Source organism: Muriicola sp. SD30 (assembly GCF_041205185.1).
In the GTDB taxonomy this organism is placed as follows: Bacteria; Bacteroidota; Bacteroidia; order Flavobacteriales; family Flavobacteriaceae; genus Muriicola.
In genome coordinates this window covers 30,478-45,806 of the sequence record NZ_JBGEWB010000004.1, presented here as the reverse complement: position 1 = coordinate 45,806, position 15,329 = coordinate 30,478, and the positions used below count along the sequence as shown (strand labels likewise).

Genomic DNA, 15,329 nt, shown 5'->3' with positions numbered 1-15,329 from the left:
AACTTGCGCATATTAGACCAGTATATCCTAAGCAGGTTCCTGTACAATTTTCTGAGTTCGTTTGTGATTTTGATGTTTATTTTCATCTTTCAGACGATCTGGCTTTTTATTGATGATATTGCAGGGAAAGGCCTTGATATCATTATCATCGGGAAGTTTCTTTTCTACCTGATGCCCAATCTCACAGAGAAAGTACTGCCACTAACCGTGTTGCTTTCTTCCATTCTTACCTTCGGGGCACTTGCGGAGAATTATGAGTTCGCCGCCATGAAGGCCTCAGGGATATCTTTGCAGCGTTCGATGCTCAGCATTATCATTCTGGTTGTCTTTCTGGGCGGAGTTACCTTTTACTTTGCAAATACGGTGATCCCGGCCGCAGAACAAAAAATCTATAATCTAAGGAGGAACATAGCCAAGGTGAAGCCGGCTGCAGTTATCGAGGAAGGGGTGTTCAGCGACTTCGAAGGGATGAATATAAAGGTCGACAACAAATTCGGGAATAATGACAAATACCTGCAAAATGTCATCATCCATAAAAAGTCGAATCTACAAAAGAACAATACGGTAATCAAAGCGAATTCCGGGGAACTGATCAGTAGTGAGGAATCGGATATAATTCAACTGGTCTTATCTGACGGCTACTACTATGAAGAATTAGTGCCAAAAGCGTCGGATGAACGCAAGCGTCATCCCTTCGCCAAAGCAAATTTTGAGACCTATATTATCAATATCGAAATCCCCGAGAATACTCAGGATCTGGAGGAGGAACGGAATGTAAGAACGGATAAGATGAAGAATATTTCCCGACTAAAAAAGGATATTGATTCTATCCGGGAAAATAACCTTACGGTCATTGGCGCTTTTTCCAAGAACATCGTAACCAGGATGGGGGCTTTTACCCCTATTTCCCAAAGAGATACTGTTGAGCAAATTCCGGAAAATCAGTTTACAAGAACAGATACAAGACCTCTGGAAGAGATAAAAAATGACAGTCTTCAAAATACTTCTGACATACTAGGTCTCTATCAGGAATGGCAGCAGGGACAGATCATAAGTGCGGCATCAAATGCCGTTTCCAATATTCTGAATTCCGTATCAGGGAAGAAACAGGATATTCAGAACAAATACAAGATCTACAATATGCATATCCTTTCCCTGCACAAAAAATACGCTCTGGCATTGTCCTGCATTATCCTGTTTTTTGTTGGAGCCCCTCTGGGCGCTATAATCCGAAAAGGAGGGTTGGGACTCCCAATGGTTATTGCCATAGTTTTATTCCTTGCCTACTACTTCATCGGGGTATTTGCCGGGAATTATGCAAAGGAAGGGAATATACACCCTGTACTTGGGGCGTGGCTATCTACCTTAATAATGTTACCTTTGGGGATATTTCTTACCCGAAGGGCCACGGCTGACCGCGGATTGATGAGTTTTGGTCATGTGTGGGACGTACTTACGGAGGGAATACGAAAGAGGATTAAAAAGAAGACACCATGATGGTGAGTAAAGAGAAAGAAATACGCCTGAATACTATAGAAGAAGCCATCGAAGATATTCGCAATGGCAAAGTGGTGATTGTAGTTGATGATGAGAACAGGGAGAACGAAGGCGATTTTATCGCGGCAGCGGAAAAGGTGAGCCCTGAAATGATCAACTTTATGGCTAAGCATGGACGCGGACTTATCTGTACCCCATTAACCGAGTCGAGATGCGAAGAACTCGATCTGAGCATGATGGTTCAAAACAACACAGTACTTCATCATACTCAGTTTACAGTTTCTGTGGATCTGATAGGTCACGGTTGTACAACAGGGATTTCAGTTCACGACAGAGCCAAGACCATAAAAGCCCTGGTTGATTCCGAAACCAAGCCCCACCATTTGGGGCGACCCGGTCATATTTTCCCCTTACGGGCCAAGAATGGTGGTGTACTCAGGAGAACGGGTCATACCGAAGCAGCAGTAGACCTGGCCCGACTGGCCGGATTTCAACCTGCCGGAATACTTGTGGAAATCCTCAATGAAGACGGGACTATGGCACGTTTGCCACATTTGGCGGAAGTAGCAAAAAAGTTCGACCTTAAATTGATCTCCATTGAAGATCTGGTGGCGTACAGGATGCAGTACGACAGCCTGATCGTAAAGAAAGAATGTTTTGATGTGGAAACCCGCTTTGGGCTGTTTACCCTGCATGCCTATCAGCAAACTACCAATGAACAGGTGCACATAGCTTTAACCAAAGGTTTCTGGAAGCGAAACGATGCTGTCTTAACCCGAATCAATTCTACCCTGGTTAACAATGACATTCTTGGAACACTCACTAACAATGCCGAAAAAAAACTCGATGATATGTTCCAGGCAATTAACAATGAAGGGACAGGGGCCATCGTTTTTATCAATCAGACCAGTGAATCCCTGAATTTGCTGAATCGATTAAAAGGACTGAAAGAGAATCAGGAAAAAGGCATAATGAAAGCACCGGGTATCGATATGGACACCAAAGATTTTGGTATCGGGGCCCAAATTCTACACGACCTGAACATCAGTAAAATGCGAGTGCTTACCAATAGCGGAAAGACGAAGCGTGTCGGGATCGTTGGTTATGGTCTGGAGATCCTGGAATATGTTCCCTACTAAGACCCCTTTAATTCATTTTTAAGGACTTTCTGTATCAAGGCTGCCCGCCGGTCTACTTCTTCTCTGCTCCAGCTTAATTTAACAAGGCAGGAGATCGTCCTACCCATCCATTGATCCGAATCGGGGAATCCTTTTTGAGTCGACTCAGCTATTCGCTGAGTTACTGCTTCATCCAAAGCACCCAGACTCTTTTGTTGGGTGAGGTGTTCCCATTCTCTGTAATAATGCCAGTTATTATCAAACCAGTAAAAACAAGCATCTACCCCTGCAGCCAGGAGTGCTTTGTGTGCATTTCTCGCTATTTCTGTCGTAGGGAGAAAGAAGTTGAGAAAAGAATAATTCTGAACTCCTGTTTCAGGGACCTTCCTCAGCGTAATGCCCTCCAGTTGCGCTATTGAATCTTCCAGAATACGGTAGTGCTTTTGTTGAATATTTAAAAAGTCATCCAGGCGCTTAATCTGTGCGACTCCAACAGCCGCGTTTAATTCAGAGATTCGGTAATTATATCCGAGGAAGGGATGAGATTCGGCACCCCTGTCTTTGCCAACATGATCGTGGCCGTGATCGGAATAGTGATCAGCATTTTTATAATAGGTTTTATTATTTGTAATGATCCCCCCTCCTTCTCCACATGTGATGGTCTTTACATAATCAAAAGAAAAGCAACCCATATCGCCATAACTCCCCAGGGGTTTACCTTCGTAACTCCCTCCTATAGCCTGGCAGGCATCTTCTATAAGGAGAAGTTGGTGTTTGTCACAAAGAGCTTTTAAGGGTTTAAGATCGGCCATGGAGCCGCACATATGCACGGGCATAACGGCTTTTGTCTTGTCTGTGATCGCTTTTTCAACTGCCTCGGGATTGAGGCAAAGTGTATCATCGATATCAGCCAGAATGGGGATTGCCCCCAGGGCAAGAACTGCCTCAAAACTGGCAACAAAGGTGAAAGTAGGAATGATCACTTCATGCCCCGCGCCGATTCCGGCACTGGCCATGGCCACTGTCAGGGCAGCAGTACCGCTACTGACGGTATGTGCAAATCTGGTCTGCATCCTGGCAGCGAGGGCCTCTTCGAGTTCCCTGGCTTTCCAGATATTGTTGCGCATTCCGTCAAATCCGTATCGCATAAGAACCCCTGTATCCAGGACCTCCTGCACTTCAGCCCTTTCCAGGGCACCAAACATTTCAAATCCCGGCATAGTAAACGTAATTATTTTATTTGAATGACAGATTCTCGAAGATCCCGGCGTACCTTTTTCATTGAGGAGAAGATATCATCTTTTGCCCTTATCCCCACCGGCAATACCAGGACGGAGGAAAGGTCACGAGATTTCAGGTCTAATAATTCATCGTACGCAGCGGGCACAAAGCCTTCCATAGGGCAGGCATCGATCTTTTCCATTGCGCAGACGGTCAGCAGGTTACCTAAGGCCAGATAGGCCTGATTAGTAGCCCACTGTCGGATCTCTTCTGTGTGTTTTTCCTCAAAATTCTCCAGGAGTTCATTTTTAAAGGGAGTAAGGATCTGCTCACTGGTTCCCCGAATGGTTTTGACCCTTTCAAAATACTGGGTGATGTATTCCTTATCTATTCTGGTTTCGATACAGATCACTAAAACGTGCGACGCCTGAGCAACCTGCTTTTGGCCATAGGTTGATGGAACCAGAGCCTGTTGGATTTCCTTGTTCTTCAACACTACGAGTCGGATAGGCTGCAAACCATAAGATGTCGCTGTTAAATTAAAGGCCCTGATCAGACGGTCTATTTGCTCTTCACTCAGCATCGCCTCTGAGTCAAATTTCTTTACGGCATACCGCCATTCCAATCGTTCTAAACTATCACTCATTTTCTTATGTAAAAAACCACAATTTTATCGCCATTGCAATCACCATGATCACCAAAAATGTTTTTATAAATCCGTCTCCTTTTCTTACCGATACCCTACTAGAAAACCAGGCGCCCATACCATTTCCAATGGCAAGGACCAAACCCACTTTCCAAATCACTTTGTCATTGAGGATAAATACCGCAAGGGCAGCCAGCGTATAAATACATACAACAGCGACTTTGGTAGCATTTGCCCTTACCAGGCTCATACGGTGAAAATAATGAAGAAATAATAGGATCACAAACCCGATTCCGGCATTGATAAAGCCCCCGTAAATTCCGATAAAAAAGAAAGCAAGCATTCCCAGCCAGAGATGTTTCCCTGTAAGTCGTTCCTGCATATTTTCAAGGTTGATCTTGGGCTTAAAAACGATGATCAGTACTACGATGACCATTATGATGGCCAGAATACGGTTAAAGGTCTCGCCTTTAATATCAACGGCAATTGATGCTCCCAGAATAGAGCCGATCAAAGCGGCGATACCCAGATAGACATTGAAGGGAAATGTTGATACCCCCTTGCTCTTAAAACCCGCCACGCCTATAGCGGTCTGGAAGGCAATAGCCACCCTGTTGGTTCCATTAGCGACTGATGGAGGTAATCCTAAGAAGATAAGTACCGGAAGGGAGATCAGAGAGGCACCACCTGCAATGGTGTTGATAAAGCCAACAACAAAACCCACTCCCACCAATAAAACATAATGGTACCATTCCTCCATAGGGCAAAAATACGTGCTAAATTGTTAATTCCCGAAGGGTCTGCGCAGCAATTCTCTGATTGAGTTGGAATCGAATTAATCTTATAAATAGATTTCGTTAAAAATACTACCAACTTATCCCCAGTTCATCAAGGGAAATGTATTGAATACCCCCTTTTCTGACAAAGACAAATTTGCGATCAGCTGTGATACATGGACCCCAACCATAACTAAGTGGTAATCTTTTTTTTCTTATCCAGGTTTTTCCTGTTTTCTCATAATAGTAGAGTCCGACCTCACCCAAATCCGGGTACTTTTCTTCATCATAATACTGGGAAACGATTAATTTATGCTTTTGAGGGTGCATAAATACATCAAAACTATCACTATCTGGTAAGCTAACCTCTTCCCCTAGCCACCTGGGTTTTGAATAAAGATTTTTTCCCTTAGGCCTGGACATGTAGATCCCGGTTTTCGGACTTCGGGCAAAGAAAAACAAGGTGTTGTCCGGGCTAATGTGGAAATATCCTGCATTCAGATTAAAAAGCTTAAGAACTTCCTTAGGTTCTCCCCATTGATCCCCTTTCATATCGACCACAAATACCCTGGAAACTTTTTCCCCTCCTGCTTCATCAAAGACTTTATAAACGATACGGTCTCCACTGGGATTTATAGTAAGGTTGTAAAGGGTATCGACAAACCTCAGCCGCTCTTTGCGCCATTTTCCATCCTCCTTATGTGCGATGAATGGGATTTTACGCTCCCATTCTTTATACCGGGCCAGTACCATGGTCTTTCCGTCTGAAGTAAATGAAGGAGAGGTTTCCTCAAATCCATCATCGAGGTTATCATCTCCAAAAAATGGGGTATAAAACAAATGGTCATCGTCTCCTTCATCAAGGACTGCACCTGTTTGGGTATAGGTAGTCCAGGATCCACTGGGCTCATCCTGCCGGTAGTTGCGAATATGTTTTAATTCTCCATTGTTGTACCACTCTTTCCAGATTCCCTGGTATTTCCCATCCTTAAACTCGCGAAAAGTCTTTATTATACCATTGTCATGATATGCAATAGCATTGCCTGTGTAGGGTTCTCCTTCAAAAGTTAATGTTCCAATAATGTATAATTCACCATCTTCTAGATCCTGGCCCTGAAGATAAAGTTGAGCACTGGAGAAATGCACACAAAAGATTCCCGACAAAAAGAAGGTAATTAGTGCCTTCATGGTCTCGAAATTATTTTAACCCTAAACTAAATTTAGAGTAAAATATTCGCAATAGGCTATAAAGTGAATTAAATTAACTGCCCGCCAGGGGAGAACCAAAGATACCTACCGCCAGTTCGGCCCAGATAAGTGCAAAAACGAGGAATATCCCCAATAATACCAATGTCCGATAAGGACTGTTCTTTAATTTACGCCAGGCCAATTCACCCAGGAAAGCTACACTTAACAAGAGGATACCGCCAATAATAAAATCAAATAAATTCCAGTTTACTTCTGCCGTAAATTGCATTGCGATAAGCGGGATCAGGAGTAGTGAAACGGATCCCAGAAGGATAAGGCCTAGTCTTTTGTCAAGTGAAATCATAGGTGTTGTTTTTACAATTGTAATGATTAGTTATTCCCGATCATAAACTACTATCTACTTCATTGTCAATGATCTATTCCATAAAGTTAAGATTTTTTGTGCAAATCTTAGATGGTCCTGATCAATACTTCTTTAAACGCTGGTTTGACTTCCCTCAAATTGAATTTCATAGTACAATTATTTTATTTATGATTTCATTCTTATGGGAATCCAGATCTCTTCTTCAGAATTGGGGTCATTGTTCCTGTACTTTTCGCCCAGTATCTCGAAATGCGGCCGGTGATCCAGAAGATAGTCTGAGTCGGGAAGCCATACACCGAAGATGTACTGGTAAATCGAATTATCGGTAGAAAGGCCCTTGTAATTAAAAACAGCGTAGAGGCCTGAGGGTATCTCCAGGGTGTCCATTTCAGGGGGGATATCTTTAATTGATGTTACCTCAGCTGCTGCCCATTTCTCGAATTCCTTGTCAGGATTAAATTCTTTAAAATACGCTTCAACATATAGGTTTACAGAGATCACATCAGATGTACTCCTGTTTTGTATTTCTCGCCGTCTGGGCATAAATTGCTGCCACAACTCGCCTGTTTTGTTATGCGTCGCACTCATCTCCTGCCTGAGTCCGATTAATTTCCTCAAAGGAGATTTCTCTATTCGCGGATGAAGTTTTTCAAACTTTTTTAAAAAATTTGTCATATCGCAAAGAAACACAAAACTCGATTATTCCTTGAGTAGATTTCAGAAAACCCTTTTTGACAACAATTCAGAATCATCTCAAAAAAAGTAATAACTTGACCTCGAAATATTCAGTATTTAGAAAGATAATCAACTACCCATGAAAAAATCAATCCTTAAAACTGTACTTGTTCTCAGTGCCATACTCATAACTTCTGCAGCGTTTTCCCAGGCCACCACTGTTATGGTGAAAGACAGTGCGGATGTAGTTGATAAACGCCTGAAGTTTGGTTGTGGATTTGGCCTGAACTTTGTCGGGGGGACCAATATTTTTGTCGCCCCTAATCTCATCTATGACGTAAGTAACAAAATAAGTCTTGGTGGAGGCTTACAGGCCAGCTATGCCGGGATTAAGGATGTACAGAACACCACAACATATGGATTTAATGTCATCACGCAATATACCCCGGCCCCCATTATTACCACACTGCTTGAATTTACTGAACTGAGGGTATCTACAAAAACAGAAAACCTGGCTGAAAATGTGACTGATAAATATTGGGATAGTGCCTTGTTTGTTGGGGCGGGCCTGAATGTTACCAGTAATATCTCAATCGGAGCCAAGGTAAACCTGCTATACGATTCGGATAAAACTGTGTATACCAGTGCCGTGATCCCATTTGTGAATGTTACCTTCTAATACTAAAATTTTTATTTCACAGGGAATTAGATTACTTCATTAGTCAAAGTACTTCCACTGCAAAACTCTTTGATATTCTTCATGGTGGTAAGGGTAATCTCTTCCATGGCCTCCCTGGTAAAATAAGCCTGGTGTGAGGTAATCAATACATTGGGATAGCTGCTCAGGCGAAGGATCAGATCGTCCTCGATGATCATCTCAGAAAGGTCTTTGAAGAACAGGTTTTCTTCCTGCTCATATACATCGATCCCTAAAAACCCGACTTTCTTATTAGCCAGACCATCGATGATGTCCGGAGTGTTGATCAGTGCTCCCCTACTGGTATTTATAATCATAATTCCGTCTTTCATCATTTCCAAAGACGACTTGTTGATGATGTGTTTAGTATCGGGATTCAGCGGACAGTGAAGGGAGATGATGTCGGCTTCTTTAAATACATCCTCAAGAGGTCTGTATTCTACCCCCTGGCATTTAAGTTCTTCCGAAGGATACAGATCATAGGCGATAACATTACACCCAAAACCTTTCATAATTCCACAAAAGGTTGCCCCGATCTTCCCGGTACCGATCACTCCTACGGTTTTACCATGTAGATTAAAGCCAAGGAGTTTATTGAGTGAAAAATTCCCTTCCCTTACCCTGTTGTACGCTTTGTGTGTTTTGCGATTTAGCGTAAGAATCAGGGCAACAGCATGTTCTGCCACTGCCTCTGGGGAATAGGCCGGAACTCTTACAAGTTTAATATTCTTTTCCTTCGCGGCATCGAGATCTACATTGTTGTATCCGGCACATCGCAGGGCGATAAGGCCCACCCCATGCCCTGCCAAAAGATCAATGGTCTCCTTATCCACAGTGTCATTTACAAAGACGCAGATCGCCTCAAAACCAGCCGAAAGATTGGCCGTATCCTTATTCAAAGGAGAATCAAAATATGTGAAATGGAGGTCCTCGCTACTTGCATAGCGTTCAAAATACTCCTGGTCATAAGGCTTAGTGCTAAATACCGCCACTTTCATATAGCTCCGGTTCTTTGTGGATTTAATGATTAGTATACCCCTCTATAGGTTTTGGGCGAATTTAAGTATTTATCAAATTTTAATAGGTGATCCCTACCGCTTTATTTAAATACTTCCTGTCCTGCACTTCCTGTAGCATAAAATCAGCTACATCGGCTCGGGAGATAAATTTAGTGAAGATATAATGCCCCTCCTTAGGACCGAGTTTGTACTTCCTTCTTTTCTTTCCATTGAACAATTGACCGGGACGCACAATTGTCCAGTCCAGATCGCTGTTCATTATCAATTTTTCCTGTTTGGCCTTATCCTGAAAGTAGAAGAACAAAATAAAAGGTATAGTAAACAATGTGTAATACAATCCTAGCCTAAAACGGCTGTCGTTGATCCCCAGGGAGGTAATGCATACAAGTCGGTTTACCCGGGAATGTTTCATGGCCTCAATGATATTGGCAGTTCCCCTGGAAAGAATGGTCGTCCTGATGATAAAGCGTTTATGACCCAGGGCAGATAATACGGCATCCTGGTCTTTGAATGCCTCTGTCATGGTTTCAGGTTTTAATACGTCTCCCTGCAGGATGCGTAGTTGCGGATGTTGCAGCTTCACTTTACCCGGCTTTCGGGCCAGTACGGTGAGTTCATGCCCCAATTCAAGGCCTTGCTTGATTAACTGCCTCCCGGTTTTGCCTGTACCTCCAATGATTAAGAGTTTCATGGATCTTGTAATTTTCCACACTAATCTCAGGAAACTTCAGGCAATTAAGGCTTATTCTTTACCCAACTGTCATATTCTGAGGATGAAACGAGGATGGGTTAATCCTGTGATTTCCTATCTGAGCATCCAGGCCTCAAAAATCTCCATCAGGTCGCCTACTGCCAGAGTGCCCCAGAGCAGTATAAGGGCAACCAAAGTTTTGATCCATAAAGGAATGGCAAATCCCAATTGTTTAAAGAGAATCGCATTGGTGAAAGGCAGGTAGAAAACAGCCAGCAAGAGGTAGAATAGCCCCGGAATCGGGTGTACAAATATCAGGTTCAGGATTCCAAGAGAAAAGAAAATAATTGCAAAGATCCAGCTAAAGGTAAGATGGACATTGTTGTTATGGCTATGAATTTTGCTATTCATAATCGGGTATATTTAACCCGAGGATGATATCCCGTTCCGCCACAAGAATTCCATTTTGAAAGACCGGACTGATAATTCCCGAGCCTGCCCTGTTGTCTAATCTCGCCCGATTCGATTTGGTTAGCAAGGGATCGTCATCAAAGACAAATGAATCGACGTAGTATTCATTCTTATCGGGTTCTTTAACCGTAAGATGGATGTGTTCGGGCTCGCTTCGATCAGGATAAGAGGAAGGACGGAAAGTGTAAAAAGTGTATTTCCCGTCCTCCCCGGTTTTTACCCATCCCCGGATATAACCATGCCTTCTTGCCCAGCCTTTTTCATTCCCTTTTGTTGGGTAAATACCCTTCCGGTTGGTTTGATGGACGTAGAGGATTACGTTTGAAGCCGGCGTTTTTCCATCATTTTGATATACGGTACCGGTGATTTTCAATTTAGGTTCTGTCGTTTTAAATTCAGGTAACGTATCAGTGGATGACAGACGCATGTCGCCATATTCATAAATGGCTTCACAACCTTCACAGGGTCCCCCTACCAGCACCTCTCTTTTGTTACTATTCTGAGGTCTGCAGGATAAAATTGAAATAAAAATAAGGAGTGCGGTAAATTCTTTCTTGCTCATTTTGTGTACATATTTGAATTTTTCTTAATGCAACAGCCTAAATAAATGTGCTGGTAATCATTTAATACAGTATCATCCCTCTTCCGGAAGAGCATCAAACTCTTTTCTTTTGTCTTCCATCCATTTATTGAAATCTTCCGGTGTTTGCATTCTGTCTTTCATAGTCTTCATCGCCTTAAGATGGCCTATATCTCCTTTTTGAAACATCTCCATTCCGTGCTCTTTACTCTGTGCGGCTATATCTTCAAAGGTTTCCCCACTGAACATGATATCACAGGCGCCACCTAATTGTTTACAGCTCATTGATTTCATACTATTGTTTTTAGGTTTTATTTGCTTTCGAATAAAATGAATTACTCCTTTAATTTCCTTTCCTCCCTGATCTCCCCTATATGATAGTAGGCTGCGATTTTATCGATAAGATCACCCTTAAAATAGTACCACTCGCTTACTTCCAGCTTAAAATCCTTTCCCTGTGAGGCCGTATAACGAACACAGGCTTTATAGTTCCCGTAAAAAGAATCGTGGAGCGTAAAGGATTGGTTAAGGAATTTATCTTTATTTTTTTTGACAAGTTCCAGGTAGGTGTCCTTACCCCTGATCGTCCCAAAAGGACTGGTATGTTCAAACTCATCGGTTATCGGAAGATTCATAAAATCTCCTGTCTCCCATTTATTAAACCAATCTGATACAACTTCCTCAGTATCCATTATGCTAAATGAATTGGATTTTACCAATAAGAAGGTACGTATTTTTAAGCTTATTGCTGAAGGTATTCATCTAAGGCTATGCAAAGTGTCATTTTCCTGCTGATTTAGATTGTATCCCCAATGCAGCTAACTGTTTTACCTTATGGTAGGTAAGCGCAGCCCTAATGCACTCTTTAAGTTCTGCTCTTGGAACAGCCTCATTTAATTGAAATACAATGGCTCTGTTGCCTTCAAACGCTAAGGCTCTCCCAAAATGCTCTTTAAACGTCTCTACCAGTTTACTCGTACATTTAAAATACATAGCATACTGACCAGGTTTTTGAGCTTTCCAGTCCATCCGTAGTGTACTCCCATTTTTTGTCAGATAACTGGGCTCTCCCCATTTTAAGGTTTCCTCTAGCTCTGCAAGTCCGTCTATCTCATTAGCCGTCTCAATTACCAGATCTCTCAATGCTAACATTTTGGGCTTGATCAATTCGGGATATCGATCGAAAACAGCTTTAACTCTGGGATCTGATTTTAAATTCAATTTAAATCAATTTTTTAACGCACACAGGCTGATGAAATTCATATTGCTAGAATAACTAACCGATACTAACTAATCAATTAGTAATTTTAGTTTTGCCTTAATATCTTCTCCATTGGCCTGCCTCTGGCAAGTTCATCAACCAGCTTGTCGAGGTATCTTGCCTGCCGCGTGATCGGATTTGTGATCTCTTCAACCCTGTACCCGCAAATCACTCCTTTGATCTGTTTTGCATTGGGATGAAGGGTGCAATTATTAAAAAACTGTTCGAAGGTATCTTTTTCCTGTAGGATTCTTTCCAAATCCTTTTCGTTATACCCCGTTAACCAGCTTATTACCTCGTGAAGTTCTTCCTTAGTCCGTCCATTTTTTTCAACTTTAGTTACGTAATGAGGGTATACAGAGGCAAAGATCATTTTTGCGATCCGCTCATCATGGTGACTGGTATCTTTCATGATTTCCGTGCTATTGGTGTCCCTTAAATTATAAAATCCTGTCGACTTATCCCTTAAGAGCCCTGGTTTTTACCATTAATCAAGAAGAAAGCATCTAAAAAGAAGAAGGATTTCAGTTATAAGGTTTTTTGGATTATAAAGATGAGGCCCAAAGTATCCAGGGGGTTGCAAGAAGAAAAATTGCGGTATTCAAAACGGTAATGACAGCCCCATGCTTATAAATATCTTCAGAAGGCAAAAAGCCGCTGCCGGCAAATAATACATTTGAACTTGATGCCTGAGGAGTCATCACAGCAAAGTAATTGGTGGCAAAAGAAAGCATGAATGCCATCAATGCCGCGGGAACTTCTGCATTTACCGCCACTTGTAAAAAAACGGCATATAAAGCCAGTAAATGGGCTGTCTGACTCACAAAAAGATAGTGGATAAGCACATATAAGACGGTGAGCAGGATATAAACGGTTACCCAGCTATAGCCGCTGATATAAGTGGCTAACTGAGCCCCCAAAGTTTTCATAAACCCCATATCATTCAGGGAGGTACTCATCATATACAAAATTGCAAACCATATATATGTTTCCAATGCATCCCCTGCTCCCTGTCGGATATCTTCCAGGGTGTATACATTGGCCAGTATCAAAATAGACAGTCCCAAGAAAGCAACAATAGCAAGATTAATATTTAATACAGGGGATAAGGCCCAGAGTAGGATCATCCCAAAAAAAGTGCCTCCCATGATCCACTCTTTACTGCTCATGGGTCCCATTTTCTGAAGTGCTTTTGTGGCCATTTCAGGGGCTTCAGGGGTGTATTTATCTTCGGGAGGAAAAATTTTATACAAAATAAAGGGAATAGCGATCAGTGCAATTAAACATGGTACCGAAGCAACTATGAACCAATTTCCAAAATTCATATTAACCCCAAATTGAGCCGCAATACCAGCACCCACCGGGTTGGCAGCCATCCCTGTAAACCAAAGAGCTGAACTTATAGTATGGCCTGAAATGGCAGTCATCATTAGGTAGCTTCCCGTCTTCCTTCTGCCTTCAGGAGTTGGCAGGGATCCGGTATCAAGGGACAGCGCATGGGCAATAGGATATAAAATACCAGATCTCGCCGTGTTACTGGGAATGGCCGGACCCAGAAGTGTGTCTGTAGCCACAATGCAATACCCCAGATTGAGGGTGGATTTCCCAAATTTGCGTATTAATAAAAAAGCAATACGTCTTCCCAGGCCCGACTTGATCACTCCTTTTGCTACTAAAAAGGCCGCCAGGATAAGAAGGATAAAGCTTTCAGAAAACCCTGAAAATGCCCTTTCCGCAGGTAGTACTCTCAATAGTACCACGGCAACAAGGGCGAGAATAGAGGCAGTGAAAATAGATAGTGCCTCAAGTAAAACTCCTATAATGGCCGTAAAAAAGATGGCAAACAGGTGCCAGGAATCAGGTGACAGATCCCAGGGGATGGGCAGGTTCCAGATCACGATTCCCAATACCAGGGTAATTCCCCTTTTTATCCAACGCAGTTTGTGATCGTTTTGTACTGATTCCTTTTCCCGGGCTGAATTCATAGATTCTGTTTATTCCTTAATTGAAATTTAACTACTCGCTTCTTCTTTACTATTCCCAGATTTGATTTTCAATCCATTTTTTCTTGTCTCTCAGAAAATCGGGATGGATATCCCCGTTTTTTAAGTTCATGGAATGGTCTGTATCGGGGTATAATTTAATATGGAAGTTAGGTTTGTCCGGAATCAGGGAAATCGAGGTCACAGGATCTACCAGGATATCATTTTCTCCGTATTGAAACAAAACAGGGCAGGTGATACTCCCAACACTCCCCTCCAGGCCAAAATGTATGTCTTCCCTCAAAGGCCTGGAAGGAAGTCTTTTTGAAACAGCGGGTCGGTATCTTAGGTTAGGTATGGTTTCTATTAGTTTTTCGATAGAAGAAATGGTTTCATCCGAGATCAAACCCTTGCCAACATCATTAAAATAAATTTCCCAGACATCTGTTGCCTGTTCGATTTCTGTCGGCTTAAAGCCCTGAGCGGCGAGATAATGCTGAATTGCGTATAGTTGATTCTCTTTAAATGATGCGATCGGCCCGGAGACGACGTTTACAAAAGCGATTTTCTCCCGACTTCTTATGGCCATATTCAGTGCAAGTCGGCCCCCTTCACTCATGCCGTGCACTCCCACATTTAAACTGTCTATTCCCTTTTGTGATGAGAGCCATTTATGCAGCTCGAGGTACTCGGTGGTTTTGTCTTTAAAACTTTGCTCCCGCCATCTTTTCTCAGTTTCTGAAAGTCCGGTTCCCGATTTATCACAGACAAGCGCAGCTATTCCATTTTTCGCAAAGAATTCAGCCTCATACAGATAATTGGATAAACCTACATCTCCCCCACCCTGAAGGCAAAGTACCGCTGGCACTTTTTCATCGTTATCTCGAATAGGTTGAAACAGAAAGCCGAAAATGGTGCCATTGGAAGTGTCAATCCAGACCGAGTCTTTCTTTACTTTATAAGTAGTGTCTTCAGATAATTTCTGCTTTTTGCGCTTTTCCTGGCAGGAAGTATTAGTCGATATAGCCAATACAAATAATAGGAGAAATGGAAATTTCCTGAAGAGGACGATTTTCATCTGAGTTTAATCATTTAGGCCTTATGAGCAAAAATGGTAAATAA

General features: G+C 42.4%; 19 protein-coding genes. 3 read left to right on the top strand and 16 right to left on the bottom strand.

Features of this window, described 5'->3' with window-relative positions:
- Positions 1-3 precede the first annotated feature (3 nt).
- Together AB8P51_RS12675 and ribB are read left to right on the top strand one after the other, a co-directional pair.
- Positions 4-1,497: an LptF/LptG family permease gene (locus AB8P51_RS12675; protein ID WP_369749216.1), complete on the top strand. Its 1,494-nt coding sequence runs from the start codon at positions 4-6 to the stop codon at positions 1,495-1,497.
- A complete protein-coding gene (gene ribB, locus AB8P51_RS12670; RefSeq protein WP_369749215.1) occupies positions 1,494-2,636 on the top strand; it encodes a 3,4-dihydroxy-2-butanone-4-phosphate synthase in 1,143 nt (380 codons plus the stop codon). The genes AB8P51_RS12675 and ribB overlap by 4 nt, the downstream gene beginning before the upstream one ends.
- Here the strand turns inward: ribB and AB8P51_RS12665 are convergent.
- The 6 genes from AB8P51_RS12665 to AB8P51_RS12640 form a co-directional block, all read right to left on the bottom strand.
- The gene (locus AB8P51_RS12665; RefSeq protein ID WP_369749214.1) at positions 2,633-3,835 is read right to left on the bottom strand and encodes a DegT/DnrJ/EryC1/StrS family aminotransferase; all 1,203 of its coding nucleotides are present in this window, start codon (positions 3,833-3,835) and stop codon (positions 2,633-2,635) included. The two genes, ribB and AB8P51_RS12665, sit on opposite strands and share 4 nt — an antisense overlap.
- 11 nt (positions 3,836-3,846) lie before the next feature.
- A complete protein-coding gene (locus AB8P51_RS12660) occupies positions 3,847-4,482 on the bottom strand; it encodes a nitroreductase family protein (RefSeq protein ID WP_369749213.1) in 636 nt (211 codons plus the stop codon).
- A 4-nt stretch (positions 4,483-4,486) separates the two neighbouring features.
- The gene (locus AB8P51_RS12655; protein WP_369749212.1) at positions 4,487-5,242 is read right to left on the bottom strand and encodes a sulfite exporter TauE/SafE family protein; all 756 of its coding nucleotides are present in this window, start codon (positions 5,240-5,242) and stop codon (positions 4,487-4,489) included.
- A gap of 106 nt (positions 5,243-5,348) precedes the next feature.
- Positions 5,349-6,446 (bottom strand): hypothetical protein, encoded by a 1,098-nt coding sequence (locus AB8P51_RS12650; protein ID WP_369749211.1) that lies wholly within the window; start codon positions 6,444-6,446, stop codon positions 5,349-5,351.
- A 73-nt stretch (positions 6,447-6,519) separates the two neighbouring features.
- Entirely contained in the window at positions 6,520-6,810 is a 291-nt protein-coding gene (locus tag AB8P51_RS12645) for a hypothetical protein (protein ID WP_369749210.1), read from the bottom strand.
- Between the two features lie 186 nt (positions 6,811-6,996).
- Positions 6,997-7,506: a GyrI-like domain-containing protein gene (locus AB8P51_RS12640; protein WP_369749209.1), complete on the bottom strand. Its 510-nt coding sequence runs from the start codon at positions 7,504-7,506 to the stop codon at positions 6,997-6,999.
- A gap of 139 nt (positions 7,507-7,645) precedes the next feature.
- Here AB8P51_RS12640 and AB8P51_RS12635 point away from each other — a divergent pair, with 139 nt between their 5' ends.
- Positions 7,646-8,185 (top strand): hypothetical protein, encoded by a 540-nt coding sequence (locus tag AB8P51_RS12635; protein WP_369749208.1) that lies wholly within the window; start codon positions 7,646-7,648, stop codon positions 8,183-8,185.
- A 26-nt stretch (positions 8,186-8,211) separates the two neighbouring features.
- Here AB8P51_RS12635 and AB8P51_RS12630 read toward each other — a convergent pair whose 3' ends face one another.
- The 10 genes from AB8P51_RS12630 to AB8P51_RS12585 all read right to left on the bottom strand — a co-directional run bounded on the left by AB8P51_RS12630 (position 8,212) and on the right by AB8P51_RS12585 (position 15,285).
- Complete coding sequence (locus AB8P51_RS12630) at positions 8,212-9,201, bottom strand: 2-hydroxyacid dehydrogenase (RefSeq protein WP_369749207.1); 990 nt, start codon at positions 9,199-9,201, stop codon at positions 8,212-8,214.
- Between the two features lie 79 nt (positions 9,202-9,280).
- Positions 9,281-9,913, bottom strand: a complete 633-nt coding sequence (locus AB8P51_RS12625; protein ID WP_369749206.1) for an NAD(P)-dependent oxidoreductase — start codon at positions 9,911-9,913, stop codon at positions 9,281-9,283.
- A 114-nt stretch (positions 9,914-10,027) separates the two neighbouring features.
- Positions 10,028-10,324, bottom strand: coding sequence for a hypothetical protein (locus AB8P51_RS12620; protein ID WP_369749205.1), 297 nt, complete (start codon positions 10,322-10,324; stop codon positions 10,028-10,030).
- The gene (locus AB8P51_RS12615) at positions 10,317-10,946 is read right to left on the bottom strand and encodes an intradiol ring-cleavage dioxygenase (protein WP_369749204.1); all 630 of its coding nucleotides are present in this window, start codon (positions 10,944-10,946) and stop codon (positions 10,317-10,319) included. The genes AB8P51_RS12620 and AB8P51_RS12615 overlap by 8 nt, the downstream gene beginning before the upstream one ends.
- Positions 10,947-11,018: 72 nt before the next feature.
- Positions 11,019-11,258 carry a DUF1059 domain-containing protein gene (locus AB8P51_RS12610; protein ID WP_369749203.1) on the bottom strand — a complete coding sequence of 80 codons (240 nt, stop codon included), beginning with the start codon at positions 11,256-11,258 and terminating at the stop codon, positions 11,019-11,021.
- 41 nt (positions 11,259-11,299) lie between these two features.
- On the bottom strand, positions 11,300-11,656 hold the full coding sequence (locus AB8P51_RS12605; protein WP_369749202.1) for a nuclear transport factor 2 family protein: 357 nt from the start codon (positions 11,654-11,656) through the stop codon (positions 11,300-11,302).
- 88 nt (positions 11,657-11,744) lie between these two features.
- Positions 11,745-12,185 (bottom strand): DUF1801 domain-containing protein, encoded by a 441-nt coding sequence (locus AB8P51_RS12600; RefSeq protein ID WP_369749201.1) that lies wholly within the window; start codon positions 12,183-12,185, stop codon positions 11,745-11,747.
- Positions 12,186-12,271: 86 nt separating this feature from the next.
- The gene (locus AB8P51_RS12595) at positions 12,272-12,637 is read right to left on the bottom strand and encodes a DUF2200 domain-containing protein (RefSeq protein WP_369749200.1); all 366 of its coding nucleotides are present in this window, start codon (positions 12,635-12,637) and stop codon (positions 12,272-12,274) included.
- 133 nt (positions 12,638-12,770) lie between these two features.
- A complete protein-coding gene (locus AB8P51_RS12590) occupies positions 12,771-14,210 on the bottom strand; it encodes a DASS family sodium-coupled anion symporter (RefSeq protein WP_369749199.1) in 1,440 nt (479 codons plus the stop codon).
- 49 nt (positions 14,211-14,259) lie between these two features.
- Positions 14,260-15,285 carry an alpha/beta hydrolase family protein gene (locus AB8P51_RS12585; RefSeq protein ID WP_369749198.1) on the bottom strand — a complete coding sequence of 342 codons (1,026 nt, stop codon included), beginning with the start codon at positions 15,283-15,285 and terminating at the stop codon, positions 14,260-14,262.
- Between the last annotated feature and the right edge of the window lie 44 nt (positions 15,286-15,329).